We start from the raw sequence: 25,547 nt of genomic DNA, 5'->3' as shown, positions 1-25,547 counted from the left end.
CATCACACTTCCACCTTCAGCCCGTCATACGCCAGCCGAATCCAGGCGGGCAATTCCGCCTCCACCTCGCGGTGGCGGCCCATCTGGTGGCTGAGATGTGTGAGAAAGGCCCGTTTGGGCTTGACTTCCTCTAGTATTTCGATAGCCTGAGACAGCGTAAAGTGGGAAATATGTTCCTGGCGGCGCAGGGCATTCAACACGATAACGTCGGCGTCGCGCAGCTGGTCCAGGGTTTCGGGCCCGATGTAATTGGCATCAGTGAGGTAGCAGAAGCCGCCGATACGAAAGCCCAGCACCGGCAGCTTGTGGTGCATGGCTCGCAGGGGCTGCACAGCCACGCCGAGCACGTCGAAGGGCGCATCGTCGCGCTCGATGGGATGCAGCACCACGCGGGGCACGCCGGGGTATTTATGCTCCGCAAAAATATAGGCAAACTCCTGCTGAAGCTGGTTCAGCACGCGGGGCTCGCCGTACACGGGCATGTCTATCTGCTGCCGGAAGTTGAAAGCCCGGATGTCGTCGAGGCCGGCGGTGTGGTCTTTGTGCTCGTGAGTAAAGAGCAGCGCGTCGAGGTGCGTGATGTGGGCACGCAGCATCTGCTGGCGAAAATCGGGGCCAGAATCCACTACAAAGCTGCGCCCGGCCACGGCTAGGTGCACCGACACGCGCAGCCGATGGTCGCGGTGGTCAAGCGAGCGACATACCTCACAGGCGCAGCCAATCATGGGCACGCCGGAAGAAGTGCCCGTACCTAGAAACGTAACAACCATTAAGTTAAGAGTTATGAGTTAAAAGTTATGAGTATTAGATAACCGCATCTGGATTGGCACGCACGGCAAAGTACCGTTGCGCCAACTCCTAACTTTTAACTCATAACTCTTAACTTCCTTACCCTACGTATTGCTTTACTACGCGAACCAAGGCATCGAAGTCGAGGGGCTTGGGCAGATAGTCAGTCACGCCAGCCTCACGGAACTGGTCCATCGAGTAGTTGTTGGCGTTGCCGGTGATGGCAATGATGGGCAGCTTGTTAATTTTAGGATCGGCGTGGGCCCGAATTTCGCGGGTGCACTGCATGCCATCCTTTACTGGAATATTAATATCCATCAGCACGCAGTCGACCGAGCTGCTTTCTAGCTGCTTTAGCACCTCGCCTCCATTTTTAGCTAGTACAATTTTGTACTTTTGCAATTCGAGGATTTTGCGGGTAAGGTTGAGTATTACTGAGCTATCTTCAGCAATCAGAATAGTTTTGGTTTGATGTTCGGCGGACATGAGCGTGGGGGTTAGGGTTGGGTTCATAGGGTAGAACGAAAACAAGAGAAAGCCGAACTTTAAACGGGAGGGGCATTAGTGGCTCGCTCAACGGCACCGGGGTAGTCGGCAACGAACTTCGCAAAGTAATGTTCTAGAAGTTGAAATCCCGCCGCCCCCTCTTCCATTCTTCCTTCTTTCAACTGATTTTCGAGGTGGCGCGCCTGGGCTGCCAGGGCCATTCCCCCCAACGTAGCGGCGGTGCCCTTGAGCTGGTGCAGCATGGGCAGCAGCTCCCGGAAGTTGGCTTCGGCGGCCACCGGGGCAGCTTCACGCAGCAAATCGCCGGCCTCCTGCTCAAACTCCTGGTAAAGCTCGGCCGTGAATTCCGGGCCACCTAATTCGACCAGTTGCTGCACAATAGCCTCATCAAGCGTGACCGCGCTGGCCACGTGCGCGGCGGAGGCCGGCAGCGGCAGCGCCACCGGCAAGGCCGCCGCAACAGCCGCGGGGGGGAGCATTGCGCTGGCGCTGGGCCGCGTGTGGCGCGGGCGCAGCCAGCGATGCAGCACTTCGTAGAGGTGACGGCTTTTCACGGGCTTGCCCACGTAGTCGTCGAGGCCCTGGCGCATGAAGCGCCCAGCATCTTCCTGCATCGAATAGGCCGTCATGGCCACCACGGGCGGGCACTCGGCCCCCAGTAGCCGGCGGATTTCGGCCGTGGCGGCCACGCCATCCATCTCGGGCATCTGAATGTCCATAAAGATGATGTCGTAGGGTGCGTCGGCTCCGGTGGCCCGGGCAATGGCTTCGCGCCCGTCGCCGGCCACTTCTACCTGGCAGCCTAGCTTGCTGAGCAGCCGCAGGCCCACCTTCTGGTTGATGGCATTATCATCGACCAGTAGCACACGGGGCGGGGCGGCGAACGGCTGAAATACCGACTCGGTGCGCACCGGCGCTACAGCGGGCACGTCTTCGGCCCGTGCGGCGCGGGCGGTGATGGTGAACCAGAATACGCTGCCCTCTCCTTCATCCGACAGCACTCCGATTTCGCCGCCCAGCAGCTCGGCTAGTTGCCGACTGATGCTGAGACCCAACCCGGTGCCACCGTAGGCTTTGCTGGGCGTGGTGTCGAGCTGGGTAAAATTGGTGAAGAGCAGGCTGGCATTGTCGCTCGAAATGCCGATGCCCGAGTCCTGCACGGCAAAGCGCAGCGTGTGCAGCTCGCCATCGGTACTCACACTGGACACGATGATGGCCACCGTGCCTTCGTTGGTGAACTTGATGGCATTGGCCACCAGGTTGGACAGGATTTGCAGCAGCCGCACTTCGTCCGTCATCACGTAGCGCGGGGTGTGCGGCGTGATGTGGTAGGTGAAGCGGATGTGCTTCTGCTCGGCACGGTAGATAAACAAGGCACGGATGCGCTCCATTACGGCTTGCAGCTCCAGCGCCGACTCCCGAATCTGGAGCTTGCCGGCCTGAATTTTCGACAGGTCCAGAATGTCGTTGAGGATGGTGAGCAGCGCGTCGCTGCTCTTGCGCAGCGTGTCCACGTAGTCGAGCTGCTCGTCGGTTTCCACGGTCTGGTCGAGCAGGTCAATCATGCCGATGATGCCGTTCATGGGCGTGCGCAGCTCGTGGCTCATGTTGGCCAGGAACTGAGTTTTGGCTTCCAGAGCAGCTTCGGCAGCGTCTTTGGCCTGGCGCAGGTCGTCCTGCATCTGCTGGATTTCGGTCACGTCGCGCGCGATGCCCTCCGTGCCGAACATCATGCCGCCTTTGCCGTTGACGATGCGGGCATTCACGAGCACGCTCACCGGGTAGCCGTCCTTGTGCCACATCTGGGTTTCGAAGTTGCGCAGCCCGCCGTTGCGCTGAATCTCCTCGTTGGCGCGGGGCCGGTCGGCCGCCTCCACGTAGTAGTTTACCACGGGCTGGCCCACCACTTCCTCGGGCGCGTAGCCCAACACCTCGCGCACCGAGGGACTGACGATGGTAAGCAGCCCCCGCTCGTCGGTGCGGTAGTAAATATCCTGAAACGACTCGAAGATGGAGCGGAATTTTTCCTCCTGGGCTTCGAGGGCCAGCTGAGCGCGCTTCTGCTCGGTGATATCGTGGGAAATGGCCGAGATTTCCTCAAATGAGCCATCGCCGAGGTAAATCGGGTTCAGGTAAATATCCGTCCACACGTCGTTGCCACGGGCGTCGCGCAGGCGCATTTCAAAGCGCTGCGGCTGGCCCTTGCCGGCAGCTTCATAGTGCCGCACAAACGTGTCGCGCTCGTGCTCTGCCATCCGGGCTAGGTCGGCTTCCCATAAGTCGATGCCCCGCACCGGATACGAGCCGTTGCGCCGCAGGAACATGGCCGCGTAGTTGCGGTTGAAGTTCATGAGCCTGGCGTGGGTGTCCACAGTCCACATCACGTGCGAGCCACTTTCAAAGATGGCGTTCAGACGGGCGGTTTGCTTGCCGATTTGCTCCTCGTTGCGCTTGCGCTCAATGGCCAGCGCCACTTGGTTCGAGATGAAGTGCAGCACGTCGAGGTCGCCGGGCGTGTAGGCATCGGCGCGGGCGTAGTCCTGCACGGCCAGCACGCCAATAATCCGGTCGCCGATGCTGAGCGGGGAAGCCAGCATCACCTCCGGCACCAGTCCGTGCGCGTTGATGGTTCCGCTGCGAATCAGCTGCTGAAAATCGGTGTGGGTAAGGTAGCGTGGCTGCCCCCCGGCAATGATGTACTCCGACACGCCCGACGCGAACGGCTGCGCCGCCTGTGGCCGGTGCTGCGGGTGCTGGTCGACGTGGTACACGAACTGCAGCTGCGTGCGGGCATCGTCGCAGAGGGCGATAAACAGATTACTGGTTTCAATAATCTTGCTCAGCTCGCGGTGAATGGCCCCGTAGAGGCTGGGCAAATCCTTGGCGCTGATGGCCAGGTTGGCGATGCTGTAGTAAACCTTCTGGAGCCGCTCGGCCTTGATGCGGTCCGTAATGTCGTGCAGAATGGCGCGGCTGCTCACCGGCTGGCCTTGTTCGCGCACCACGCTCATGCTCCCGATGAGGTGCACGGGCTTGCCCACACTGGTCAAAAAGACGGTTTCGACTTTGTTCACCGGCTCCCCGTCGTAGAGGTTGCGCAGTTGGTAGAGCAGCTTGGCTTTGTAATACGGGTGCACCACATCGGCCAGGGTGCGGGTGGCCAGCTCGGCGTCGGTGTAGCCCAGCTTTTCCTTCCAGGCCTTGTTCACAAACAGGAAGCCGTTATCGGCACTCAGGTGCTGCACCAGGTCCTGGGCGTTGTCGAGGAAGTCTTGCAGGTGGGTGCTGTCGCCGCTCAGGGCAGGGCTGGTCATCAGTCGCTCTTCGGGCTGCTGCCCAGCCATCCACACGCCGGTGACGGCGCCGGCCTCGTCGCGGGTGAATCCCAGCTGCCAATGCACCTGGCGTGGGTGGCCGCGGTGGGTGAGCACGGTCCGCTCGTAGGTTGCGGGCAGTGTTTCCTGGGCAATGCTGTTGAGGTACTGTTGGTGCTGGATGGCGCGCTCGCCCGGCGGGCTGAACATTTCGTAGCCGACCTGGCCAAGCACCTGCTTGCGGGTGTAGCCCGTCATCGCCAGAAAAGCCTCGTTGGCATCCACGATGGTTCCCGCAGTGTCGAGCAGCACGTACACGTGGCCCAACTGGTCGAGCAGCGCGGCCAGCGGTGGCGCCGTGGGGCGGGTAGAAGAAGCAGCCGGGAAAGAAGCCATAAAATGACGCGTACTACTTGTTGATATTTCTGCTAAGATAGCCGTGCCCTGCACGGACACACTGTAAATTTGACCAAAATAAAATAACGCCGTTCTGCTTTGGGCCGAACCGCTCCTCTGCCTTTGCCGCCTTCTTCCGCGCCACGCCTCCTCTTCACCGTCACCACCGACCTGTGTTTCGACCAGCGCATGCAGCGCATCTGCGGCAGCCTGGCTGCCGCTGGCTACCAGGTGCAGCTAGTGGGCTGGCAGCGGCCAGCCTCGCCCCCCCTCACCCCGCAGCCTTACCAACAGCACCGCCTGCGCGGCTGGTTTCAGCACGGCAAGCTATTTTATCTGGAGTATAACCTGCGGCTCTTCGGCTACCTGCTGGGCCAGAAAGCCGCCACCTGGTGCGCCACCGACCTCGACACCGCCCTGCCCGTGTGGCTGCGGGCGCGGCTCGGCGGCCAGCCTTTTGCGTACGATGCCCACGAGCTTTTCACGGAAGTGCCCGAGGTAGTGGCCCGGCCGGCCGTGCAGCGCGTGTGGCGCTGGGTAGAGGGCTTCATCGTGCCCCGCGCCCGGCTGGCCTACACCGTGGGGCCAGCCTTGGCGCGGGTATTTGAGCAGCGCTACGGCCGGCCCTTCGCGGTGGTGCGCAACGTAAGTCGCTTGCGCGACGAACAGCCGTTGCCACCAGCCGCTCTACCGGGCACGACCATATCAGGTGCCGCATCGGCAAGCGGCTATATCCTCTACCAGGGTGCCCTGAACGTGGGGCGCGGCCTGGAAAGCCTGCTCGATGCCATGCCCCAGGTGGCGGGCCGGCTGGTTATCTGCGGCGAGGGCGACCTGTCGGCCGCCCTGCGCACCCGGGCCGAGCAGTTGGGCCTGCTGGCATCCGGAAAGGTTGAGTTTCGGGGCTTCGTGCTGCCCGAAGCACTGCGCGAAGTGACCCGCCACGCCGCCGTGGGCATCATGCTGCTCGAAAACATCGGCCTGAGCTACTACTATTCGCTGGCTAATAAATTCTTCGACTACGTGCACGCCGGCATTCCGCAAGTGCTCATCGACTTCCCCGAATACCGCGCCCTCAACGACCAGTTCGACGTGGCCGAGCTGGTCGCCGACCTGCATCCCGACACCTTAGCCACGGCCCTCAACCGCCTCCTGCGCGACGAACCCGCCCGCTACCAGCACCTGGCTGAGAACTGCCGCCGCGCCCGCCCCCAGCTCAGCTGGCAGCACGAGGAACGGGGACTGCTCCAACTGTATCGGGACCTGCTGAGCGAAGCAATGGCTTCGGTTTAGCGCAGAGTCTTTCAGTTTTTTTGGCTTCAAAGACTCGTAATCTGGTGGGGAGACGTTTATACAGTGGAAACGGTCAGGAAGATGGCGCCGCCGTAGCTTTGGGGTCTCCTTCCACCGTTATTCCCTTCTACCGATGGGTGCCATCTACGCCGAACTGCACATTGCCGGGCACGTCTACCCCCTCATCACCTGTACCTACGGGGTTGACCAGGGCACCAACGAGCGGGGCCGGGCCATCGAGCGCGTCCGCCACGGCAAGCTGGCCTTAGTGATGGATGTGCCGAACGATACGTTCCTCGAAGCCCTGGCGGCGGCGCCCGCCACGCATTACCCGGCTGATGTCACCTTCTTCGACAGCGCCGGGGGGCCGGCCATCGAAACCGTCAGCCTGGCCACGGCCTATTGCACGGGCTACGAGGAGGAGTTTGAGGAAGGTGAAAATGGTAGCTACGTGGCTTATGTGGAGCTGACCGGCCCCGGCGGCTTCACGATGAACGTGGGCGGACCAGTTGCGGCATTTGTAGCGCCTGCGGCCCGGGACTATGGCACCCCGCCCGTGGCAGCAGTGCTGGACGCACCTGCTCTCGTTTAGGTGGTAAAAAAAGGGCGATACAGCCACCGAATAATCCGATAGACCCGGCGCGGATGGCTTTGTGGGTCGGGTATCTGGCGCGACGCGGTGTGCGGTTCTTAGTGGGCACACCCGAAGCACAGTTCAAGCTATTTGAACACCGGGCGGAGGGCCTATATACGGCGGGGCGGGAGGCTAAGACGGTCTTTCTGTACGACCCGCCCGGCACCGCTACTTTCTTTGAAGAAGCGTTTCATGCTTTGCAAGACCTGCGCAACCACCCCCAGCGCAAGGTGCTGGAAAACGGCGAAGAAGTGGACGCCTGGGAATATGACGCCAAGCAAGCTCTGTTGAAGCACAGCGGTAAGCTGGGCCTGAGTTATGAAGAGCACATTGAAACCGAAAAGCAATTGCAAGAAGTAATCGACGGAACTTATGACAACCACTGACAACCAAACGGCTTGGATGGCCCTGGAACTCACCTTTCGCCGCACCGGGGATGAGGCTGGATTTACCATCGCCTTCGTCAACACGGCCGACACCCCGCAGGAGTTGGTATTTTCCAACCGGTCCCACAAAGCGGAGTTTTTGGGGCTGCGAATCCTCGACGCGTCTGGGCAACGCGTCGAACCGGTGCGACACCTCATCATCAAACCATTATCCGACCCCGATGGCCGCCGGTGGTTACAGCCCGGCGAGCGGTGGGAACATGAATTGCAGGGAACCCTGGTCAAAGAAGGGCTGGCGTTTCCAACGCTCATCTTTCCGTTGGCTCCTCAACAGTCCTACACCGCTCAGTTCGTTTACCAACGCGTCCCTTCCAATACGGTGACGTTCACGCTCTAGAACCGACCTCGACGAATCGGCCCCGTCCTTCACGGCCTTTCTCGACGGATTGGTGGAAGGCACGCCGGTCTAATTGCCCTCACCCTTGTATGGGGGGTATTTTTAGCGTGTCGGGCCCTGTCGCGACTTTTAATAGAGCGCGTTTTAGCCTCCGTTGGATATCTACTTTCTTTCGAGGATAGTCATCCCCATTGCAACAAGAAAGCCGACCATGCTGTGCAGGGCCGGCTTTCTTGTTTTTGTGCTAGCCCCCCTGCTAGGCGGGCAGGGTGAGGCGGTAAGCTTCGAGCTGGGTGAGGAAGCCGTTCACCAGCTCCAGGTCGGCGGCGTTGCGGGCTTCGGCCAGGTCGCGGAGCGCGCTTTGCTCGCCGGAGGCACCTTGCAGAGCCAGGTTTTTCTTGCGGGCCACCAGCGTGGCCTGTTCGGCTTCGAGCTTGTCGCGGTCGGTGGAGGGGCCCGCCGGCAGCGTGTCCAGCTCCGCGTTCACGCTTTGCAGGTTGCGCTCGGCGCGGGCAAACTGCTGCTGGGCGATGCCGGCGCGAATCTCGCCTTCCTCCTCGTTGTAGCCGAGCACCGTCTCGTCTTTTTCCAGCCGATTCTGGAGGCGGCGGGTGGGCACCAGCACCTTGTCGCAGGCGGCACGGGTGGTGAGGGCCGAGAAATTAAACACGGGGACGTTCATGGGGAACACTGAAAAGAGGGAGACACTTCGTCGGCACCCGCCGACGGCGCAAAGTACGCCCCTCACCTCAAAGCTGCAACCCCTTGGTGGGGCAGACTCTGGCCCATACAGCCCTCAGCTATCCGCCTCCTCGGCGGGCGCGGCCAGGGCGGCCAGCTCGGCTCGCAGGCCGGCGGCGCGGGCCAGCAGCAGGCGGCGGGCGGCTTCGGCCGCAGGGCCGGCCCACAGGCGGGCCTGGGCGGCAAAGAGCTCGTCCTGAGCCAGGACGGGAGGGGAAGTTGGAGCCGCGAGCAGGGCCAAGCGAGCGGCGCTGGCCAGCCGGTGGGCGTCGAGCGGGGCCAGCGCGGCCAGCACCCGGTCCAGCTCCTGGGTGGCCAGGTGGCGGCGGCGGGCCAGCGGGCGCGGCAGGGGTGCGGGCGGGGCCGGTACCTGCGGCGGCGGGGGCGGCGGGGCGTGGCCGGGAGCCACGGCCAGGGCCTGCCGCGTGGCCAGGGGCAGGGCTGCCAGCAAGGCGCTGAGCGCCTCTCGGGCCTCAACGGTCAGGAAGCGGGTACCGGCTTCGGCCTCGGCCACGCGCACCCGATTGACCCCTAGCAGGCGCCCCAAGTCGGTTTGGGAGAGGGCCAAGTAGCGACGTAAGGTGGGTATAGTACCGGCGCGGGGTTGGATGATACGCATGGGGAGGGGTGGTACAGGGGAGGGGTGGTACAAATATAAATGTACCACCCCTCCCCTGTACCACCCATTGCAGCAAGCAAGCTGGGCATGCTATTCAGGGCCGGCTTTTTTGCTTTACCACCCGCTGCCGTGACTTGGCCTTTACCAAATGTGCTCTCATTACTTTCAGGAGCGTCATACGGGTTTGCTAGGGGCTCTTAAAAATCCTTATCTAGCTAACCAGCTTGAACCAAGGCTGTCGGGCTAATTACCAGTTAAACTGGCCGGCTTGCTTTTTCTACTTCTTTCATGGCCTCCTTGTGCAGCATTGCGGTGCGCTTTTGGGCTTCTTCGGCTTTTTGCTTAGCCGCCTTTGTATCAACAGCCATTTTGAGCACTGCGGGCACAAACCGCTTTATTTCATCCGCGTTATCGAAATTAAAGAGCCATTCCTTTAGGCCGATATCCTGCCACATATAGCCTTTACTGCTTTGTTCTTCCCAGCGGCAAACAATAGCTGGAATACCGTGAGCAATGCACATAATAGGACTATGCATTTCGTTGCCGAATAGCCCAGCAGAACGCTTATAAACACTAATGGCTTCGTCAGTGAGCCAATGCCTGTCTAACCAAACTACTTTTGGTTTTACATCTTCCGGTAATTTATCGTATAGCCATTCTTTACCTGGGAGCTGTTCGGTTTCATCTTCGTTGCAAATCAAAATCTTATGATTTGTCTTACGAACTACCTCAATTATTGCGTCCCGTAAAGGCTTGTGGTCGTTCTCCTTCATTTCCTCATTACGGGCATGGCGCACGGCGTCAAACGGCTTATTCTTGGCTTTATGAAGCCACACCGGTGTGTACCGATGATGAGGAATACAGCATAAGAAATTACCTTCTTCCAGGGCATTGGCCTTAAGAAAAGTCAAAGCTTTTTCATCGTTCGTTACATCAATAGAAAAAACCGCATCTGGCATAAATTTCACAACGGGTGGGCGCACCCCCGCGTCCTGTGCTTTTTTCAAAGACACCGAATCCCTGAAATAAACAAAGGCCGCTTCGCTTAATGTTGCTGTTTCTGGTGTGCCATATAAGCCGTAGGTTACTCCGAATACCCCAAAAGGCTTGCCCGTTATTTTTTTAAATGTGGCAGCATTTTCCCAGGCAATAGTAGCTGGACCTGAGTTGTGAAGAAAGAAATCAGCTGAAGCAATAGCCGCTTGAAGTTCGGGAGTGGAAGCTTTGCCATCGCTACTTAAGGTGCCCTGAACTATCCTCACGGCAGGAAAACGCTTCTTGAGCATTTCCACTTCTTCGTCAGGAAGATGGCTGTACCATGGCCAAAAGGTAGCCGCCGTCCCGGGCAGGTATTTTTCTATCAGGGCCAGCATGGCAGGCGTGTGCCCAATGTCCCCGATATTTTCCGTCTGCCAGCCCGAGCGGAGCAGGATATGCCGTGTTTTTTTACCCGGCGCCTGAACATCAACAGCTCGCTCGTGTGAAAATGAATACGCCCGCTTAAATAGGAGCATACCCGTGGCAGATAATGCTGACAGCCTTATGAAAATTCTCCGGTCCATTGTTTCTTTTTCTATCAATGTGTGAGTGTTTATTCAAGTAGCAATTTACTACGTGTCTACCCCAACGTGAAGCTTGCCGCTTGAGATAAAGTTGGAACGAATGCCTCTTCGTTGGCTGGCTAGTGCTCATCGGCACCAGCGATGAATGTTAGCCAACGATTCTCTGATTAATGCATCCGTCGTCCGGCTCCTTTCTACGGCGAAGACCGGCCAGAGGAAAGAAGGCCTCAACTCGCACCAGGTCTACTAAACCCGGAACCGCTCTAGCTTTGCGCTGGAATTGTCCGACCACTCCGCCGGATGCCTGGCGCCAGTAGAATAGGCCTCTGACGGAGTGGCCCAGCATCATTCAACAGCCACCCGCCAGCCTGTCACATTCCTACATGCTCCCCGCGGCCATCCTCGCCCAGCTCTTCCCTACGCCCGCCGACCCGCGCCCGGTGCTGCTCACCATCGCCGGCCCCACCGCCGTGGGCAAAACGGCCCTGTGCGTAGAGCTGGCCCAGCACTTCGGCACCGAAATCGTCTCGGCCGATTCGCGGCAGTTTTTCCGCGAGCTGAGCATTGGCACGGCCAAGCCCACCGCAGCCGAGATGCAGGGCGTGCCGCACCATTTTATCGACAGCCACAGCATCAGCGAGGACTACAGCGCCGGCCGCTTCGCCACCGATTGTCTGGCGCGGCTCACGGAGCTGTTCCAGCAATACCCGTTGGTCATCCTCACCGGCGGCTCGGGCCTCTACGTGCAGGCCGTCACCGATGGGCTCGACGAGCTACCCACCGTGCCCCCCGAAATCCGCGGGCAGCTCCATGCCGAACTGGCCGCTCACGGCCTGCCGCACCTCGTAGCCGAACTGGCCGAAACCGACCCCGTGGCCCATGCCCGCATCGACCGCCAAAACCCCCAGCGCATCGTGCGGGCCCTGGAAATTACCCGCGCCACCGGCCGGCCGTTTTCCAGCTTCCACACCCAGGGCGCTGTCAATGAAAACCCCTTGTTCCGCAACGTAAAAGTGGCCCTCAACCGCGAGCGGGAGGAGCTATACCAGCGCATCAATCTGCGGGTAGAACACATGCTGGCGGCCGGCTTGCTCGAAGAAGTGCGCGCCCTCCTCCCCTACCGCCACCACCACGCCCTACAAACCGTAGGCTACCAGGAAATATTCGGCTATCTCGACGGCGACTACGACTGGGCCGAAGCTGTGCGCCTGCTCCAGCGCAACACCCGCCGCTACGCCAAGCGCCAGCTCACCTGGCTGCGCCGCGATGCGGCTTATCAATGGGTAACGCTGGGCAAGCGAGTGGAGTAATAGCAAAAAGACAATAGCAAGCTAAGGGGAATAAGACCGTCATGCTTCGACTCCGCTCAGCATGACGGTCTTATTCCCCTTAGCCGCCCTTCCTTTTACTTTTCCCGTTTATACCGACAGGATTTCTACCATTCGCATGAAGCTCTGGTTAATTAGCTTCTTCTTATTGATAGTATCAATGAAAGGCGTATAGACCAGCTTCTTATCGACGATGCCGGCCATTACGTTGCGCATGCCGTTCATAAGGCCTTCCACGGCGGCGATGCCGATTTGGGAGCCCAGCAGACGGTCGGCGGCCGTGGGCGAGCCTCCACGCTGAATGTGGCCGATAACCGTGACGCGGGTGTCGAGCTGCGGAATAGCTTCTTTTACGCGGGCCGCCGTGAGGGTGGCGTTGCCCTCCTCTTCGCCCTCGGCCACGATGACGATGAAGGAGGTTTTGGAACGGCGCCAGCCCGATTGCAGGGTATCAATCACGACATCCACGCTCATTTGGGTTTCGGGAATCATCACGATTTCGGCCCCGCCCCCAATGGCGCAGGGAATGGCGATGTAGCCCGAGTCGCGGCCCATTACTTCCACGAAGAAGCACCGGTCGTGTGAGTCGGCCGTATCCCGAATTTTGTCGATGCAGCCCAGTGCCGTGTTCACGGCCGTATCGTAGCCAATGGTGTAGTCGGTGCCGTACAGGTCGTTGTCGATGGTGCCCGGCGCGCCCACGGTTGGGATGCCGAATTCCTCCTCAAAAATCATGGCTCCAGTGAAGGTGCCGTTGCCACCAATGGCCACCAGGCCCTCAATGCCGTTGTTCACCAACTGATCGAAGGCGTGCTGGCGGCCTTCTTTGGTCATGAACTTTTGGCTGCGGGCCGACTTGAGAATCGTGCCGCCCTTCTGCACTGTATTTGCCACCGATGCCGAATCGAGCCGTACAAACTCACCCTTAATCATGCCGCTGTAGCCCCGCATGATACCATAGACCTCTATGCCATGGTAAGTTGCAGTCCGCACCACCGCGCGGATGGCTGCGTTCATGCCTGGCGAGTCGCCACCGCTGGTAAATACTCCTATTCTCTTCATCTGACCTTTCTTAAAGCAAGCGGATACGCAAATGGCGCCCAAACCCCGCAAAGTTGGTGAAACGAATGCGAACGCTCAACTTTGACTACGGAATACCCCATCTGCGAAGGTTATCTTTTTTTTGTATTTCGCGTAGTTGACCAGTAACAAGCTGTTAATTTTCCGTGTATCTTACCTTAACAATCGGCCCAGGGGCCCTAAACCCATTTTTCACATCTTAATTCCCACGTTTTATGTTCGGTTTTTTCGAAAATGAGCAGGCCAAAAAAATCAAGGGCCATCTGCTGAACCTCGCTGCCCTAGCTAAAGCCGATGGGCACATCGACGCACGGGAAATGAACTTCATTCTTACCGTAGGCAAAAAGAACGGCATGAGTTCGTCTGATATTCAGGCACTAGTATCAGGCGCTAAAGGCGCCAGCAACGACCTTCCTACCAACGACTCAGAGCGGTTCGACCAGATTTTCGACTTAGTCGACATGATGCTCGCCGACGGTGTGATAGATGAAACAGAGATGGACTTCTGTATTATGATGGCCGAGAAGCTGGGCTTTCGCAAAGCCATTGTAGGGGTGTTGGTTCGCAAAATCTCGCAAGGCGTGAAAGATGGCATCCCCCGCGAAAGAATCAAGGAGGAAAGCATTACATTTTTGAATTATAACGAGTTGCCCCGGCCGAAAATCACCATCGAATAACCGAACGATAAAAACTGAAGGGGCCGAAGGGAGCTGGCAGCGCGCCAGCCCCCTTCGGCCCCTTCAGTTTTTATAGGCGCATTCTTTACCGATTAGGCATTGGTAATGTGCTCGATGGCTCGCAGCAAGGCCGCGCAGGCTTCGTCAATCTCCGCATCAGTGATGATGAGCGGGGGAGCCAGCCGCAGTGAGTTATCGCAGAACAAGAACCAGTCGGTTAGGATACCTTCGTGCGTCAGGGCGTAGTCAATAATGGGCTTGAGTACGGCAAAAGAGTCGAACTCCACCGCCATTAGCAGGCCACGACCGCGCACCGCCCGGATGGCCGGGTGCCGCAGCTGCGCCCGGAACCGCGCCGCCTTCTCTGCCACGCCCTGCACCAGCTGCTCATCCTGAATAACCTGCAGTGTAGCCAGCGCCGCCGCGCAGCTCACCGGGTGGCCCCCAAAAGTGGTGCAGTGCCCCAGAATCGGATTGGTTTTGAAGCCGCTCATGATTTCGGTGTTGGAAATAAACGCGCCGATGGGCATGCCGCCACCCATGCCCTTGGCACACACCAGAATATCGGGCTCGATGCCGAACTGCTCGAAGGCCCACATGGTGCCGGTGCGCCCGTAGCCGCACTGAATCTCGTCGAGAATGAGCAGGGCACCCACTTCGGTGCAGCGCGCGCGCAGGGCGGGCAGGTAGTCGGGATGCGGCACGCGCACGCCCGCTTCGCCCTGCACGGTTTCGATGATAACGGCCGCGGTGTGCTCCGTGATGAGAGCCAGATCAGCCAGCTCGTTGTGCCGGATGTGGCGTACGTCGGGCAGCAGGGGGCGGAAGCTGTTCTTAAAATCTTCGGAGCCGGTAATGGACAGCGCGCCGTGGGTGGAGCCGTGGTAGGCGTTGAGGCAGGAAATGAGGCCGGTGCGGCCGGTATGGCGCTTGGCCAGCTTCAGGGCGCCTTCGATGGCTTCGGTGCCGGAGTTGGTGAAATATACCGAATCGAGGTGCGCGGGCAGGGTGCGGTGAATGGCCTCGGCTAGCTGCGCGGGCGCGGCCTGCACCAGCTCGCCGTACACCATCAGGTGCAGGTATTTATCGAGCTGGGCCTGGATGCCGGCCAGCACGCGTGGGTGGCGGTGCCCCACGTTGCTCACCCCAATGCCTGAAATTAGGTCGAGGTAGCGACGGCCGTCGGGACCGTACATGTACACGCCCTCGGCTCGCTCAATCTCCAGCAGCAGCGGAAAATCGGAAGTTTGGGCCTGATGACGCAGAAATAATTGGCGGGGGGTAAGTATCACAGATTTAGTCGTATTTGGCGGATTATTCGCGGGTGGCTTGGGCCGGCCAGCAATTTTTATGCGGTGGCAACCGGATAAACAGCGTGGAGCACGGTCATACAGAGCACGACTGTGGGCTGCTCATTAATTGTTGATTGAGTGCTTAACCATTGCCGCTCCGTTTCGATTATAGTGCAAAAATAAAGAGGCCGCTGTGGGGCAGCGGCCTCTTTATTTTTGCAGTTGGGGCGTGTAGTGAAGTGTGAGAGGCTTAGTTGGTACCCGTCGCTGGCTGGACGGGTGCGGTGGCTACGCGCTTGATGACTTCTTTCGTGAAGTCGCGCTCCGCGGTGAAAAGCTGAGAGACCTGGCGCAGGGAAATAACTTTCTGGAATTTCTCGAAGTATTCTTTTTCCAGGTTCAGCTCCTGCTGGCGCAGGGTGAACGTCTGGTTGAAGTTTTCGCGGATTTGCTGGTCGGTCATGTTATTCGTGACATCACGGCGGAGCTGGCGGCTGCTGCGATTAAGGTCGCGGCGGCGGGTGGAAAACTCGTTGTAGAGCGGCCAGAATTTCTGGGCCTGGTCCTGGGTCAGGGACACCCGAGTGGTGATAAAGGCAATTTTGGCGTTTTCAAGCTGCCCCAGGCGCGAGCTTTTGCTGCGGCCCCTTGCCTCGCCGTCCTGGGCCTGCGCAGCGAACCCGACGACCAGCAGCAAAAGCACCAGACTCAGCAGACGGAACATGAATGATACAATGGACATAATAAACAGGGATTATAAGTAGGTAAGGTCCTCGGAAGGCTGGGCATCCAGGGCATCGGCCACCTCATCGGCAGAGGCGCACAGGAAGCCTTTAGTGATGCCCGGCCGGGCGGCGGTCAGCACGGCCAGGTCCGCGTTTTCAACCCGGGCGCCGCTCGTGAGCAGGTAGCCCACTAGCTCGGTGCGCGGCACGGCATCGAGGGTAGCCGCGGCCATACGCGGTACCGATACGGCCAGCGTCCCGGCGGAACCGCTCAAATAGAAGGACGCCGCGAACCCGCCCAGCACCGCTACCGATGCCAGGCTGGTGCGCAACGCGGGCGACAACAGCGCCAGCCACCGCCAGCCGGGAACGGCTTCGCGAGCTTCTGCCTGGGGCAGCCGGGCCATCACCCGCAGGGGAAGCTGGTCGAAATAGCCAGCGGGCGGTTCGCTCAGCAGCGGGCGGGGCCGCCGAGGGTGCGCATCTAGCTTGAAGGAAGTTTTCATGGCGGTTGGATGAATAGGCAGGGGCGGCGTTTAATTCCGCCAATAATTAAATTGTTTCGGAGGGCTACCCGGAGGTAGTGCGGGTCACGTATTCTTCCACTTTCTTCACGGCGTGGTGGTAGCTGGCTTTCAGCGCACCCACGCTGGTGCCGGTTATGTCGGCCATCTGCTCGTAGGGCATTTCGTCGTAGTAGCGCAGGTTGAACACGAGGCGCTGCTTGTCGGGCAGTCGAAGAATGGCCTGTTGCAGCTTCAGCTCAATCTCGTCGCCGGCCAGGGCAGGGTCGGCCTCCATCTTGGCGGCCAATTCGGCGCCCACATCAGTAAGCGGCAGTAGAAACTTGCGGCGCTTGCTACTCAGGAAGTTCAGGCACTCGTTGGTGGCAATGCGGTAAATCCAGGTGAAGAGCTGCGCATCCTGCCGGAAATTCTCCAGGTGCTTCCACACCTTCACAAACACGTCCTGGGTGAGGTCGTCGGCATCGTCGTGGTCGATTACCATCTTGCGCACGTGCCAGTACACCTTGCTCTGGTACTTGCGCACGAGCTGGTTGAACGCCAGATTACGGCTGGCGGGGTCCTGGAACTTGAGCAGGATTTCGTAGTCTTCCAAACGTGCAATAGGGGTAAAACGCCCCCTTGGAGGCTGTAAAGTGTACAATGTTTAACCATTGCCGGAAATAATCTACGTATTTAACCTCAGCTTTTATCAGCCTTTTTTTACTCGTTGCCATTTACGTGCCCGCTAAAACCGTTGATGACCATCTCTTCAAGACCGTAGCATTCCTTCAAGGATAATACGCGCTTCACCGAAAGCCTCGGCGGGCCCCATTTTGAGTAGCAACACCAGCCAGTGGGCGAAATCCTGTATTTTCGCGGCCTCATCCTTATCTTCTACCATGCCGGCTACTCTCCATGCCGAGTTTCAGGGGGCCGGCGTGCGGGCCCGTTGCACCAACGTCAGCTATTCGCTCTACCAGCCCATCGACGGGAGGGGGCGGCCCAGCAGCACCGTTCGCCCGGACCGCCTCAAGCTCACCTTCACGGGGGACACGGCCTTCTGGGACATCTGGGAGCAATTAGTGCTCGACTCCTTCCGGCGCATCAGCGGGCACGTGGGCTTTTTTCAGGCCGAAGGCCACACCCGGCACCGGCTCACCTTCTACGACGCCTACTGCGTCGACTACGAGCTACGCTTCGATGCCCGCGGCCGAGATGGGCAGCCCTCGCTGGAAGTGGACGTGTATTTCTCAGCGGCGGCCCTTGCCCTTGACGGGGCGCACCTCGAAGCGCACTCGGACCTGTGGTGGGAGCCAGACGCGCAGGTGCGGTTCCGCGCCCTGACCAAGCCCGCCGACCTGCTGCCCTCGCCCCACTTGGCCGCCAACCTGCAACCGCCCCCGCCCCCCGTCCCACCGGCCACGGCGCGGCCGGAATCTCCTAAACCGCCCAAAACCGCGCTTAACCCCAGAAAAAAAACCCTCTATGCGCCTACCATTGCCAAATGGTATAAAAAAGGCGGCTCCATTGAAGTGTTACCCAATGGCAATTGGAAATACACCGATTGGGAACACAACTCAGTCGAGTACGAGGGCGACGAGCCCAACTTTGACAAGTACGCCCGCCAGCAGGTTGACATTGACGATATGACGGGGGATTGTACCAAAGATTTCGCAGCAGCGAATAAGGCAGCTCCATTAGGCCGCAAACTACGTGATAACACTTGGCACCATAAGCAGAATGCACGAACCATGCAGGAGGTGAACACCCAAATACATGACCGGTTTACCCACTACGGAGCCCGACACGTGCTTAAAAAGCGAAAAGCCCAGGCTGTACAAACAGCACCCACCAAACTAACCAAACGTCCTAGACCTTCATGATGAATTTTGAACCTTTAGGCGGAGCCACGGAGCAAAACGTTGCCACTTTTGAGCAGCAGCTTGGCTTTAGCCTACCAACCGACTACCGCAGTTTTCTAGTAAAAAACAATGGTGCCGAGATTCTTGACCAAACCTTTTTCGTCAAAGACCTCGGCAAAGAAGTGATGCTCGATGTTCTTTTTGGGGTGACTAATCCGACATCTCGCGGGCTCACCTTGGGCTACTGGCTGAAAGAATATGAGGATGAGTTAGAACCCGGTACGCTCATCATTGGCAAAGACCCAGGAGGTAGTTTCTTAATCTATACCATAACCGGCGAAGACAAAGGACTATACTATTGGGATAAGAACTATTTATTCGCCCAATCTTCTGAAGCAGAAGGCAATGCTTACTTTGTGGCTGATTCCTTCACCGAGTTTTGCGATTCGCTAATGGACTACACCTCCGCCAACCCCTCATCATGAACATTACACCTTGGGGAGAAAATAGTGAAGAAGCCGTTCGGACGTTTGAAGACCAAATCGGCTTTCCGTTGCCAGAAGACTATCGACAATTTTTAATCAATGATTGGTATCTACCACATGGCACAGGAAAAGAAAGACGGTTCTATCGAGTTTGGTGGGGCTGACGTTTTAGATAGCGGCCCCTTTTATCACGGGACGAAAGTGGATTTGCAGGTTGGCGACTTGCTGACAGCAGGGTTCCGGTCGAATTACAAACCCGAAATCACCATGAACCACATTTATTTTACAGCCTTGGCTAATGGGGCGGGACTTGCCGCGGCTTTGGCCAAAGGGGATGGACCCGAACGGGTTTACATCGTTGAGCCGACGGGGAGCTTTGAAAATGACCCGAACGTTACAGACAAAAAATTTCCCGGCAATCCGACACGCTCCTACCGCAGCCAGGCACCGTTGAGAATTGTTGGCGAGGTAACCGATTGGGTGAGGCAAACCCCTGAAGAGCTCCAAAAATGGCGAGAAATCTTGGCAAACAATAAAGGGGAAATTATAAATTAACGGCAGGCATAAAATAACAAACCGTCAACATCGCTTCGGCCAAAGCAGGGCTGATGTGACAAACTGCGCATTTCCTTCCCACTCTACTTCCTGCCTTCGCCACCCCTTAATCCATTCACAGAAACGCCCCGCGACGAATCCGTTGCGGGGCGTTTTTTATGGAAGACAAGCGCTATTCTCAACGCAACTCACTTCGCGAGATGAGGCTCAGCCCCCTGCTAGGCGGGCAGGGTGAGGCGGTAGGCTTCGAGCTGGGTGAGGAAGCCGTTCACCAGTTCCAGGTCGGCGGCGTTGCGGGCTTCGGCCAGGTCGCGGAGCGCGCTTTGCTCGCCGGAGGCGCCTTGCAGGGCCAGGTTTTTTTTGCGGGCCACCAGCGTGGCCTGTTCGGCTTCGAGCTTATCGCGGTCGGTGGAGGGGCCTGCCGGCAGCGTGTCCAGCTCCGCGTTCACGCTTTGCAGGTTGCGCTCGGCGCGGGCAAACTGCTGCTGGACGATGCCGGCGCGAATCTCGCCTTCCTCTTCGTTGTAGCCGAGCACCGTCTCGTCTTTTTCCAGCCGGTTCTGGAGGCGGCGGGTGGGCACCAGCACCTTGTCGCAGGCGGCACGGGTGGTGAGGGCCGAGAAATCAAACACGGGAACGTTCATGGTAAACACTGAAAAGAGGGGAGACACTTTGCCGGCACCCGCCGACGGCGCAAAGTACGTCCCTCACCCCAAAGCTGCAACCCCTTGGTGGGGCGGGCCCCGGCCCAGCTAGCCATCAGCTATCCGCCTCCTCGGCGGGCGCGGCCAGGGCGGCCAGCTCGGCTCGCAGGCCGGTGGCGCGGGCCAGCAGCAGGTGGCGGGTGGCTTCGGCCGCAGGGCCGGCCCATAGGCGGGCCTGGGCGGCAAAGAGCCCGTCCTGAGCCAGGACGGCGGGGCAGGCCGGGGCCGCGAGCAGGGCCAGGCGGGCGGCACTGGCCAGCCGGCGGGCTTCGAGCGGGGCCAGCGCGGCCAGCACCCGGTCCAGCTCCTGAGTGGCCAGGTGGTGGCGGCGGGCCAGCGGGCGCGGCAGGGGCACAGGCGGGGCCGGTACCTGGGGCGGTGGGGCGTAGCCGGGGGCCACGGCCAGGGCCTGCCGCGTGGCCGGGGGCAGGGCTGCCAGCAAAGCGCTCAGCGCCTCGCGGGCCTCGGCGGGCAGGAAGCGGGTACCGGCCTCGGCCTGGGCCACCATCCCGCGCGTAGTGCCTAGCAAGGTGGCCAGGTGCGCTTGCGTCAGCATCAGGTAGCGGCGCAGGGCAGGCAGTGTACCGGCAGTGGGCAGGCGCAGGGGTAGCATGGGCAGGGAAGCGCCGCAAACGAGGCCGCGCCGCAAAGGTGCGACGGGGCTTGATACAAAGTGGCTTGATACAAAGTGGCTTGATACAAAAAAAAATGTATCAAGCCACTTTGTATCAAGCGTGGTGAAGTTTCTGGGCGGCAGGTGCGGTTATCCAGCCAGCGGTAGGTAGATTGCTGCAACTAACCTGCGTACCAAGCGCAGATTGCCATTGGTAATGGTAGCGGTAATAATAAATGTTACAAACAAAGCTAAATTGACGATAATGAAAATAAAAGCAGGAAATTTTAAAGTTAACATAAAGACATTAATAGATGTCCGAAAAGACGGGAAGTTACCAAGGCTTTATGTCCATGAAAAATTTGAAAAACCACTAAAATGGATTGTAAGGACAATTGCAATAGTAAGTTTTATCACAACTTTTTTGGCTCTTGACAGCTACGTTTTGAGCGTTTCGATTGGGCTAGGACTTTTTTTATTGTCGTTCATTTTTGATAGAGCAATTGTTAAGTACACAACTTTCATTGTTCAGCCATTTCCTGACTTTGAAATTGACTATAGTCAATGGTACAACATAATGACAGTTTCTCAGCCAGACCACAAAAAGCATGTAAATGTAGTAGGGTTTGTTTACAAGGATATTGAATACGGCAAGAAGTTCTTCAAGTATATCAAGTCTTGGAACTTCGACAATTCTGTTGATAAAGACAGAAACATAATACTTTCAATTGTTGAAGAACCTAACGGAGCGTTTACATTTTATATATATGCAAGCCCTTATCGTAAAAACCTTGATAAAATGCTCAAAGCTGTTGCTGTGGAAAACTTCATCGAAAAAAGAAAGGACGGAAAATTTCAAGAAGGATTAGTAATGCAAATGGCTTATTGGCATACAACAAAATATACCGACGATAAACATATGCGTGACTTTCTAAAATATCAGCCGACAGACGAAAAATTTATGTTTGTGCCATCAGCAAAATACCAGAATAGCTACAGAATAGATATTGATAGCCAAATCATCCTACACGGCTACAAATATGCAAAAAGGCAGGACTTGCATAAGTATTCAACCGAGAATCAATTAACCGAAATGGCTAAAAAATGGAAAGACTGAATAAACACAGAAAACAAAAACTTGCTGGTGACACACGCTTGACGCAATAGGAGTTGACAAATTCGTGAGTTCCGCCACTACGCCAAGCCCAGAACCGTTGTCATTGCCTTCTACCAGCAAAAAGCCCTCGCAACTTCAGAGGTTGCGGGGGCTTTTTGCTAAGGCGGCGGGAGTTATTTCCGGCGTTTTATCACTGCTTCCACGAGGGCAGCTTCGTTGAAGCTTGTATCTCTTCATGAGTTGGCCGAGGGTGGCGCTTTGAGGCTACATCATTCCAATTGGCCAAGCAGCGCAAGTACTTGCTGGTTGGTCAGCGTCGCCTGCTCAGCTTTGCCGTAGATGGCTAGTAGAAAAACGGTTTCGTTCACTACTTGCACGTAGGTGATGACGCGGGCACCACTGCGTTTGCCCGTGCCTTTGCTGGCGATGGCCAGCCGGATTTTATAGCAACCGTGGCCAATGGATGTACCCGTTTCAGGGTTTGATTCCGGGGTATCAAGCAGTGATTCGAATTCCCGTACGAACGAAGGAAACTTCTTTGCTAATCGGCGTAGCTGCCGGTCAAAAGACCGGATGGTCTCGACCTTATAGCTCATCCTTCAATTCTGCCAACAACTCGCGTGCGGGACGGCTCAGCTTTTCGCCATCTTTGATACGCACCAAAACGCGCCCAGCTTCCCGTAAATCTTGCGCAAGCTGCGTATTGATGTCGAGTTGAGGCACTGCTTTTTTGGGTGATTTCACCTTCACCCGCTTGATGCCCTTGATGAGTTCCAGCACGCGGGCGGCGTCCTCATCCGGCACTTCCAGCACAATTTCCATAACCTGGTATTTTATCGATTTAGTTAACGATACGCAACAGAGGCGCTTGTGCTGAAAGTGCCGGCCGGGGATTACTTCTTCCGCTTCAGCACCGCTTCCACAGCTTCTACGATGGCGGCTTCGTTGAGCTTATACTTCTCCATGAGCTGGTCGGGGGTGGCGCTTTCGCCGAAGCTGTCGTGCACGGCTACCATTTCCAGGGGCAGGGGCTCTTCGCGGGCCAGCAGCTGGGCGATGCTGTCGCCGAGGCCGCCGTTCATCTGATGCTCTTCGGCGGTGACGACGCAGCGGGTTTTGCGGGCCGAGGCGAGGATGGCTTCGGCGTCGAGCGGCTTGATGGTGTGGATGTTGATGATTTCGGCGTTAATGCCTTTCTCGGCCAGGAGCTTGCCGGCCAGCACGGCTTTCCACACGAGGTGGCCGGTGGCGAAGATGCTCACGTCGGTGCCTTCGTTCAGGAGCCAGGCTTTGCCGATTTCGAACTTCTGGTCGGCGGGTGTGAAGTTGGGCACTACGGGGCGGCCGAAGCGCAGGTACACGGGGCCTTCGTAGTCGGCGATGGCGATGGTGGCGGCTTTGGTCTGGTTGTAGTCGCAGGGGTTGATGACGGTCATGCCGGGCAGCATTTTCATCATGCCTAGGTCTTCCAGAATCTGGTGGGTGGCGCCGTCTTCGCCCAGCGTGAGGCCGGCGTGGGAGGCGCAGATTTTCACGTTCTTGCCGGAGTAGGCAATGCTCTGGCGAATCTGGTCGTAGACGCGGCCGGTGCTGAAGTTGGCGAAAGTGCCCGTGAAGGGGATTTTGCCGCCAATGGTCAGGCCCGCGGCCACGCCCATCATGTTGGCCTCGGCAATGCCAACCTGGAAGAACCGGTCGGGAAATTCCTTTTTGAAGGCATCCATCTTGAGCGAGCCGGTGAGGTCGGCGCAGAGGGCAACGACGTTGGGGTTGGTTTTGCCCAGCTCGGCCAGGCCGGCGCCGAAGCCGCTACGAGTGTCTTTGGATTCGGTGAAGGGGAAGTCTTTCATGGTGTGTTAGGGAAGTTAAGGCGGTCAAAACTCCCCTCCTTACCAAGGAGGGGATGTTTCAGCGAAGCTGAAACGGGGGTGGTTGTGGGCGTTGAACGGCTGGCGTTAACGCCCACTAAAACTACTTTCAATCGAATGCAACACGCTATCTAAAGCCGACCAAATCAAGTTGTTCGCAAATCTGATTACCCGAATGCCGGCCGTATTTAAATACTCCGTACGCGCCGCATCGTGCAAGTTACCTGATGCGGTAAAGTGACCCGCACCGTCCAATTCAACCGCAAGCTTTTCCTGCGGGCAGTAAAAGTCAAGAATAAACTCACCGATGCTGTGTTGGCGGCGGAATTTGCGGCCCGCTAGCTGGGAGTTTTTCAAGCTACTCCAGAGTTTGGCTTCGGCGGAGGTGAGGTTGTTACGAAGTGTACGGCGCTCGTCTTTTTTGTGGGGTAGATTGTTGAGGATGGTCATCGGGCTGCTCTTGATTATTTTTCAATGACTACAACGAAGTTCAACGCCTACAACCACCCCAATTTTTGCTTTGCAAAAATGTCCCCTCCTTGGTAAGGAGGGGAGTTGTGGTTTTTCAAATCTACTTTCCGAAAATGGCCACCGACGTCGTTTGTCCACTTCGAATGCTGAAATTCCGCACATCCGTAAACTTACTTCCGGTGCTGGTTTTGGTGCGGAATACCAGTCGGTAGGCGCCGGGCTGCATGGGCAGATTTACTTTGCTGCTGCCGCCATCGGGCAGGTTGTAAATCCAGGTCTGCGATTCATCGTCGTTGAGCCGGTAGATGCTGCCATAGCCTTTCAGGTCGGTGGTGATGTTGAGGGTGCCGGGGGCGGCGTAGGTAACCGCCAGCTCCTGGCCTTGCTTAACGGTGACGCGGCGGGTGATGCGCGGCAGCGTGAGCAGTTCCACTTCGTAGTTGCCGGCCAGGAGTTTCTGCCTGGTGCCGAAGGGGAAGCTGGCCACCGTGTTTTTCTGCGGGTCGTGCACCACGGCTTGCACGGTGCCGTAGGGGTTGGGCGTGATGGCCGGGTTTTGCAGCCAGAGGGTGCCTTGCGGCGTTTTGAAGGTGAGCACGTTGGCCTTGCCGGGCTTGATGGCCAGGTTGGCCTGGCGCACGGGCGGCACCGTGTTTATCACCAAATCGTAGCTCTGCAGGGCATCAATGTCGAGCACGTCGGCTTTGCCCTGGGCGTCGCGGTAGTGCACGTAGTTGTACTCCGGCTGTTCGGTCACGTTGTTCACAAACGTCATGTTCACGTTGCTTTCCACGGGGCGGCCCGCGGCGTCGGTGAGGTTGACGCTGACGGTGGTTTTGCTCAGGGTTTGGGCAATGACGTCGTCCATTACCGTGCGGAAGGTCTTCACCTCGGCGGCGTTGTAATACTGGCCCAGGCATTCGAGCTGCTTGCCGAAATCGCGCTCGGCCCCGATGCCAATGACGAACGGCTTGAGGAAAACGTGCTTGCGCTGCAAGGCGATGGAGGCCGCGCAAGGGTCGCGGTTGCACGATTCGAGGCCGTCGGTAATGAGGAGGAGCACGTTGCGCGACGATTTATCGGTGGGAAAGTCGTTGGCCGACTGCTCCAGCGAGTACGTGATGGGCGTGTTGCCCTGGGCTTTAAGCGTCGTCAGCTTATCCTTGATGGCCTTGGCGTTGCGTGGCGCAAACGGCACTTCCAGCTTCGAGTCCTGGCAGTTCTTGTCGGCATTGGGAAACTGATGGCCGTACACGCGCAGGCCGAGCTCCAGGTTGGGGTAGGCATTGAGCGAATCGACCATTTTGCTGAGCATGCGCTTGGCGACGGTCCAGCGGGGCTGGCCTTCCCAGGGCGCCATCATCGAGCCCGAGGCATCAAGCAGGAAGAGAATGCGGGTTACTTTGGGCTTCTCGGATGGCGCGTTCTGGGCTTGGGCGGCCCGGCTGAAAACCAGCAGCGCCAGCAGCAGGGCTGCCCAGCCGCACCTCACCCCCCCGGCCCCCCTCTCCAAAAAAGAGGGGGGAGCCAGGCGACACCTCACGTTGGCAGACGTCAGGCTCCCCCCTCTTTTTTGGAGAGGGGGGCCGGGGGGGTGAGGTTGGCGTGAAGGGCAATACCGCGTCA

At 58.2% G+C, this 25,547-nt stretch carries 28 protein-coding genes; 10 read left to right on the top strand and 18 right to left on the bottom strand.

The annotated features are described in order from the left end of the window. Positions 1 to 2 precede the first annotated feature (2 nt). From WX88_RS06120 to WX88_RS06110, 3 genes are all read right to left on the bottom strand, one after another. On the bottom strand, positions 3 to 770 hold the full coding sequence (locus tag WX88_RS06120; RefSeq protein ID WP_046243423.1) for an MBL fold metallo-hydrolase: 768 nt from the start codon (positions 768 to 770) through the stop codon (positions 3 to 5). Positions 771 to 888: 118 nt separating this feature from the next. After that, positions 889 to 1,275, bottom strand: coding sequence for a response regulator (locus WX88_RS06115; RefSeq protein WP_046243555.1), 387 nt, complete (start codon positions 1,273 to 1,275; stop codon positions 889 to 891). A gap of 59 nt (positions 1,276 to 1,334) precedes the next feature. After that, the gene (locus WX88_RS06110) at positions 1,335 to 5,006 is read right to left on the bottom strand and encodes a PAS domain S-box protein (protein WP_046243422.1); all 3,672 of its coding nucleotides are present in this window, start codon (positions 5,004 to 5,006) and stop codon (positions 1,335 to 1,337) included. 123 nt (positions 5,007 to 5,129) lie between these two features. Here WX88_RS06110 and WX88_RS06105 point away from each other — a divergent pair, with 123 nt between their 5' ends. From WX88_RS06105 to WX88_RS06090, 4 genes are all read left to right on the top strand, one after another. Continuing rightward, positions 5,130 to 6,299 (top strand): glycosyltransferase, encoded by a 1,170-nt coding sequence (locus WX88_RS06105; RefSeq protein ID WP_052732395.1) that lies wholly within the window; start codon positions 5,130 to 5,132, stop codon positions 6,297 to 6,299. A gap of 133 nt (positions 6,300 to 6,432) precedes the next feature. Next, positions 6,433 to 6,891, top strand: a complete 459-nt coding sequence (gene tssD / locus WX88_RS06100; protein ID WP_046243421.1) for a type VI secretion system tube protein TssD — start codon at positions 6,433 to 6,435, stop codon at positions 6,889 to 6,891. A 53-nt stretch (positions 6,892 to 6,944) separates the two neighbouring features. Further along, positions 6,945 to 7,319, top strand: coding sequence for a hypothetical protein (locus WX88_RS06095; protein WP_156175963.1), 375 nt, complete (start codon positions 6,945 to 6,947; stop codon positions 7,317 to 7,319). Further along, positions 7,306 to 7,716 (top strand): hypothetical protein, encoded by a 411-nt coding sequence (locus WX88_RS06090; protein ID WP_046243419.1) that lies wholly within the window; start codon positions 7,306 to 7,308, stop codon positions 7,714 to 7,716. The genes WX88_RS06095 and WX88_RS06090 overlap by 14 nt, the downstream gene beginning before the upstream one ends. Before the next feature lie 256 nt (positions 7,717 to 7,972). Here WX88_RS06090 and WX88_RS06085 read toward each other — a convergent pair whose 3' ends face one another. The 3 genes from WX88_RS06085 to WX88_RS06075 form a co-directional block, all read right to left on the bottom strand. Further along, positions 7,973 to 8,398: a hypothetical protein gene (locus WX88_RS06085; protein ID WP_046243418.1), complete on the bottom strand. Its 426-nt coding sequence runs from the start codon at positions 8,396 to 8,398 to the stop codon at positions 7,973 to 7,975. A gap of 114 nt (positions 8,399 to 8,512) precedes the next feature. Then, the gene (locus WX88_RS06080; protein WP_046243417.1) at positions 8,513 to 9,076 is read right to left on the bottom strand and encodes a hypothetical protein; all 564 of its coding nucleotides are present in this window, start codon (positions 9,074 to 9,076) and stop codon (positions 8,513 to 8,515) included. A gap of 254 nt (positions 9,077 to 9,330) precedes the next feature. Next, positions 9,331 to 10,590, bottom strand: a complete 1,260-nt coding sequence (locus tag WX88_RS06075; RefSeq protein WP_052732394.1) for a polysaccharide pyruvyl transferase family protein — start codon at positions 10,588 to 10,590, stop codon at positions 9,331 to 9,333. A gap of 431 nt (positions 10,591 to 11,021) precedes the next feature. Here WX88_RS06075 and miaA point away from each other — a divergent pair, with 431 nt between their 5' ends. After that, entirely contained in the window at positions 11,022 to 11,948 is a 927-nt protein-coding gene (gene miaA / locus WX88_RS06070; RefSeq protein WP_046243415.1) for a tRNA (adenosine(37)-N6)-dimethylallyltransferase MiaA, read from the top strand. A 108-nt stretch (positions 11,949 to 12,056) separates the two neighbouring features. Here miaA and pfkA read toward each other — a convergent pair whose 3' ends face one another. Beyond that, a complete protein-coding gene (gene pfkA, locus WX88_RS06065; RefSeq protein WP_046243414.1) occupies positions 12,057 to 13,028 on the bottom strand; it encodes a 6-phosphofructokinase in 972 nt (323 codons plus the stop codon). A 233-nt stretch (positions 13,029 to 13,261) separates the two neighbouring features. Here pfkA and WX88_RS06060 point away from each other — a divergent pair, with 233 nt between their 5' ends. Beyond that, a complete protein-coding gene (locus WX88_RS06060) occupies positions 13,262 to 13,723 on the top strand; it encodes a tellurite resistance TerB family protein (protein ID WP_046243413.1) in 462 nt (153 codons plus the stop codon). Between the two features lie 92 nt (positions 13,724 to 13,815). On the opposite strand, the gene WX88_RS06055 is transcribed toward WX88_RS06060, so the two are convergent. The 4 genes from WX88_RS06055 to WX88_RS06040 form a co-directional block, all read right to left on the bottom strand. Further along, entirely contained in the window at positions 13,816 to 15,012 is a 1,197-nt protein-coding gene (locus WX88_RS06055; protein ID WP_046243553.1) for an aspartate aminotransferase family protein, read from the bottom strand. 253 nt (positions 15,013 to 15,265) lie between these two features. Then, complete coding sequence (locus tag WX88_RS06050) at positions 15,266 to 15,757, bottom strand: hypothetical protein (protein WP_156175962.1); 492 nt, start codon at positions 15,755 to 15,757, stop codon at positions 15,266 to 15,268. Between the two features lie 12 nt (positions 15,758 to 15,769). After that, positions 15,770 to 16,246 carry a hypothetical protein gene (locus WX88_RS06045; protein ID WP_046243411.1) on the bottom strand — a complete coding sequence of 159 codons (477 nt, stop codon included), beginning with the start codon at positions 16,244 to 16,246 and terminating at the stop codon, positions 15,770 to 15,772. Between the two features lie 64 nt (positions 16,247 to 16,310). Further along, positions 16,311 to 16,859, bottom strand: a complete 549-nt coding sequence (locus tag WX88_RS06040; protein ID WP_046243410.1) for an RNA polymerase sigma factor — start codon at positions 16,857 to 16,859, stop codon at positions 16,311 to 16,313. 286 nt (positions 16,860 to 17,145) lie between these two features. On the opposite strand from WX88_RS06040, the gene tssD (WX88_RS29395) reads away from it, so the two are divergent. From tssD (WX88_RS29395) to arr, 3 genes are all read left to right on the top strand, one after another. Next, positions 17,146 to 18,129 (top strand): type VI secretion system tube protein TssD, encoded by a 984-nt coding sequence (gene tssD / locus WX88_RS29395; protein ID WP_052732393.1) that lies wholly within the window; start codon positions 17,146 to 17,148, stop codon positions 18,127 to 18,129. Continuing rightward, on the top strand, positions 18,126 to 18,593 hold the full coding sequence (locus tag WX88_RS06030) for an SMI1/KNR4 family protein (protein WP_082115869.1): 468 nt from the start codon (positions 18,126 to 18,128) through the stop codon (positions 18,591 to 18,593). The genes tssD (WX88_RS29395) and WX88_RS06030 overlap by 4 nt, the downstream gene beginning before the upstream one ends. A gap of 117 nt (positions 18,594 to 18,710) precedes the next feature. Further along, positions 18,711 to 19,148, top strand: a complete 438-nt coding sequence (gene arr / locus WX88_RS06025) for an NAD(+)--rifampin ADP-ribosyltransferase (protein ID WP_046243551.1) — start codon at positions 18,711 to 18,713, stop codon at positions 19,146 to 19,148. A gap of 218 nt (positions 19,149 to 19,366) precedes the next feature. Here arr and WX88_RS06020 read toward each other — a convergent pair whose 3' ends face one another. Both WX88_RS06020 and WX88_RS06015 read right to left on the bottom strand, forming a co-directional pair. Continuing rightward, positions 19,367 to 19,792, bottom strand: coding sequence for a hypothetical protein (locus WX88_RS06020; RefSeq protein ID WP_046243408.1), 426 nt, complete (start codon positions 19,790 to 19,792; stop codon positions 19,367 to 19,369). Between the two features lie 115 nt (positions 19,793 to 19,907). Beyond that, the gene (locus tag WX88_RS06015) at positions 19,908 to 20,465 is read right to left on the bottom strand and encodes a hypothetical protein (protein WP_046243407.1); all 558 of its coding nucleotides are present in this window, start codon (positions 20,463 to 20,465) and stop codon (positions 19,908 to 19,910) included. Positions 20,466 to 20,730: 265 nt separating this feature from the next. Between WX88_RS06015 and WX88_RS06010 the strand changes: the two genes are divergently transcribed. Next, positions 20,731 to 21,582, top strand: a complete 852-nt coding sequence (locus WX88_RS06010; protein WP_156175961.1) for a hypothetical protein — start codon at positions 20,731 to 20,733, stop codon at positions 21,580 to 21,582. 269 nt (positions 21,583 to 21,851) lie between these two features. Here the strand turns inward: WX88_RS06010 and WX88_RS06005 are convergent, their stop codons facing one another. The 5 genes from WX88_RS06005 to WX88_RS05985 form a co-directional block, all read right to left on the bottom strand. Then, on the bottom strand, positions 21,852 to 22,178 hold the full coding sequence (locus tag WX88_RS06005) for a type II toxin-antitoxin system RelE/ParE family toxin (RefSeq protein ID WP_046243405.1): 327 nt from the start codon (positions 22,176 to 22,178) through the stop codon (positions 21,852 to 21,854). Continuing rightward, on the bottom strand, positions 22,168 to 22,404 hold the full coding sequence (locus WX88_RS06000) for a hypothetical protein (RefSeq protein ID WP_046243404.1): 237 nt from the start codon (positions 22,402 to 22,404) through the stop codon (positions 22,168 to 22,170). The genes WX88_RS06005 and WX88_RS06000 overlap by 11 nt, the downstream gene beginning before the upstream one ends. Before the next feature lie 71 nt (positions 22,405 to 22,475). Continuing rightward, positions 22,476 to 23,432, bottom strand: a complete 957-nt coding sequence (locus tag WX88_RS05995; protein ID WP_046243403.1) for a transketolase family protein — start codon at positions 23,430 to 23,432, stop codon at positions 22,476 to 22,478. Between the two features lie 105 nt (positions 23,433 to 23,537). Continuing rightward, complete coding sequence (locus tag WX88_RS05990; protein WP_046243402.1) at positions 23,538 to 23,900, bottom strand: endonuclease domain-containing protein; 363 nt, start codon at positions 23,898 to 23,900, stop codon at positions 23,538 to 23,540. 121 nt (positions 23,901 to 24,021) lie between these two features. Next, a complete protein-coding gene (locus WX88_RS05985) occupies positions 24,022 to 25,434 on the bottom strand; it encodes a vWA domain-containing protein (protein WP_231590641.1) in 1,413 nt (470 codons plus the stop codon). Positions 25,435 to 25,547: the final 113 nt, after the last annotated feature.

The organism is Hymenobacter terrenus, assembly GCF_000972495.1.
Taxonomy (GTDB): Bacteria; Bacteroidota; Bacteroidia; order Cytophagales; family Hymenobacteraceae; genus Hymenobacter; species Hymenobacter terrenus.
The sequence above is the reverse complement of the archived record's forward strand: the minus strand, read 5'-3'. Positions and strand labels throughout refer to the sequence as shown.

Coding starts and splice junctions, on each gene's coding strand:
- WX88_RS06120 (WP_046243423.1), bottom strand. CDS start 770: ATGGTTGTTACGTTTCTAGGTACGGGCACTTCTTCCGGCGTGCCCATG.
- WX88_RS06115 (WP_046243555.1), bottom strand. CDS start 1,275: ATGTCCGCCGAACATCAAACCAAAACTATTCTGATTGCTGAAGATAGC.
- WX88_RS06110 (WP_046243422.1), bottom strand. CDS start 5,006: ATGGCTTCTTTCCCGGCTGCTTCTTCTACCCGCCCCACGGCGCCACCG.
- tssD (WP_046243421.1), top strand. CDS start 6,433: ATGGGTGCCATCTACGCCGAACTGCACATTGCCGGGCACGTCTACCCC.
- WX88_RS06095 (WP_156175963.1), top strand. CDS start 6,945: ATGGCTTTGTGGGTCGGGTATCTGGCGCGACGCGGTGTGCGGTTCTTA.
- WX88_RS06090 (WP_046243419.1), top strand. CDS start 7,306: ATGACAACCACTGACAACCAAACGGCTTGGATGGCCCTGGAACTCACC.
- WX88_RS06085 (WP_046243418.1), bottom strand. CDS start 8,398: ATGAACGTCCCCGTGTTTAATTTCTCGGCCCTCACCACCCGTGCCGCC.
- WX88_RS06080 (WP_046243417.1), bottom strand. CDS start 9,076: ATGCGTATCATCCAACCCCGCGCCGGTACTATACCCACCTTACGTCGC.
- WX88_RS06075 (WP_052732394.1), bottom strand. CDS start 10,590: ATGCTCCTATTTAAGCGGGCGTATTCATTTTCACACGAGCGAGCTGTT.
- miaA (WP_046243415.1), top strand. CDS start 11,022: ATGCTCCCCGCGGCCATCCTCGCCCAGCTCTTCCCTACGCCCGCCGAC.
- pfkA (WP_046243414.1), bottom strand. CDS start 13,028: ATGAAGAGAATAGGAGTATTTACCAGCGGTGGCGACTCGCCAGGCATG.
- WX88_RS06060 (WP_046243413.1), top strand. CDS start 13,262: ATGTTCGGTTTTTTCGAAAATGAGCAGGCCAAAAAAATCAAGGGCCAT.
- WX88_RS06050 (WP_156175962.1), bottom strand. CDS start 15,757: ATGTCCATTGTATCATTCATGTTCCGTCTGCTGAGTCTGGTGCTTTTG.
- WX88_RS06045 (WP_046243411.1), bottom strand. CDS start 16,246: ATGAAAACTTCCTTCAAGCTAGATGCGCACCCTCGGCGGCCCCGCCCG.
- tssD (WP_052732393.1), top strand. CDS start 17,146: ATGCCGGCTACTCTCCATGCCGAGTTTCAGGGGGCCGGCGTGCGGGCC.
- WX88_RS06030 (WP_082115869.1), top strand. CDS start 18,126: ATGATGAATTTTGAACCTTTAGGCGGAGCCACGGAGCAAAACGTTGCC.
- arr (WP_046243551.1), top strand. CDS start 18,711: ATGGCACAGGAAAAGAAAGACGGTTCTATCGAGTTTGGTGGGGCTGAC.
- WX88_RS06020 (WP_046243408.1), bottom strand. CDS start 19,792: ATGAACGTTCCCGTGTTTGATTTCTCGGCCCTCACCACCCGTGCCGCC.
- WX88_RS06015 (WP_046243407.1), bottom strand. CDS start 20,465: ATGCTACCCCTGCGCCTGCCCACTGCCGGTACACTGCCTGCCCTGCGC.
- WX88_RS06010 (WP_156175961.1), top strand. CDS start 20,731: ATGAAAATAAAAGCAGGAAATTTTAAAGTTAACATAAAGACATTAATA.
- WX88_RS06005 (WP_046243405.1), bottom strand. CDS start 22,178: ATGAGCTATAAGGTCGAGACCATCCGGTCTTTTGACCGGCAGCTACGC.
- WX88_RS06000 (WP_046243404.1), bottom strand. CDS start 22,404: ATGGAAATTGTGCTGGAAGTGCCGGATGAGGACGCCGCCCGCGTGCTG.
- WX88_RS05995 (WP_046243403.1), bottom strand. CDS start 23,432: ATGAAAGACTTCCCCTTCACCGAATCCAAAGACACTCGTAGCGGCTTC.
- WX88_RS05990 (WP_046243402.1), bottom strand. CDS start 23,900: ATGACCATCCTCAACAATCTACCCCACAAAAAAGACGAGCGCCGTACA.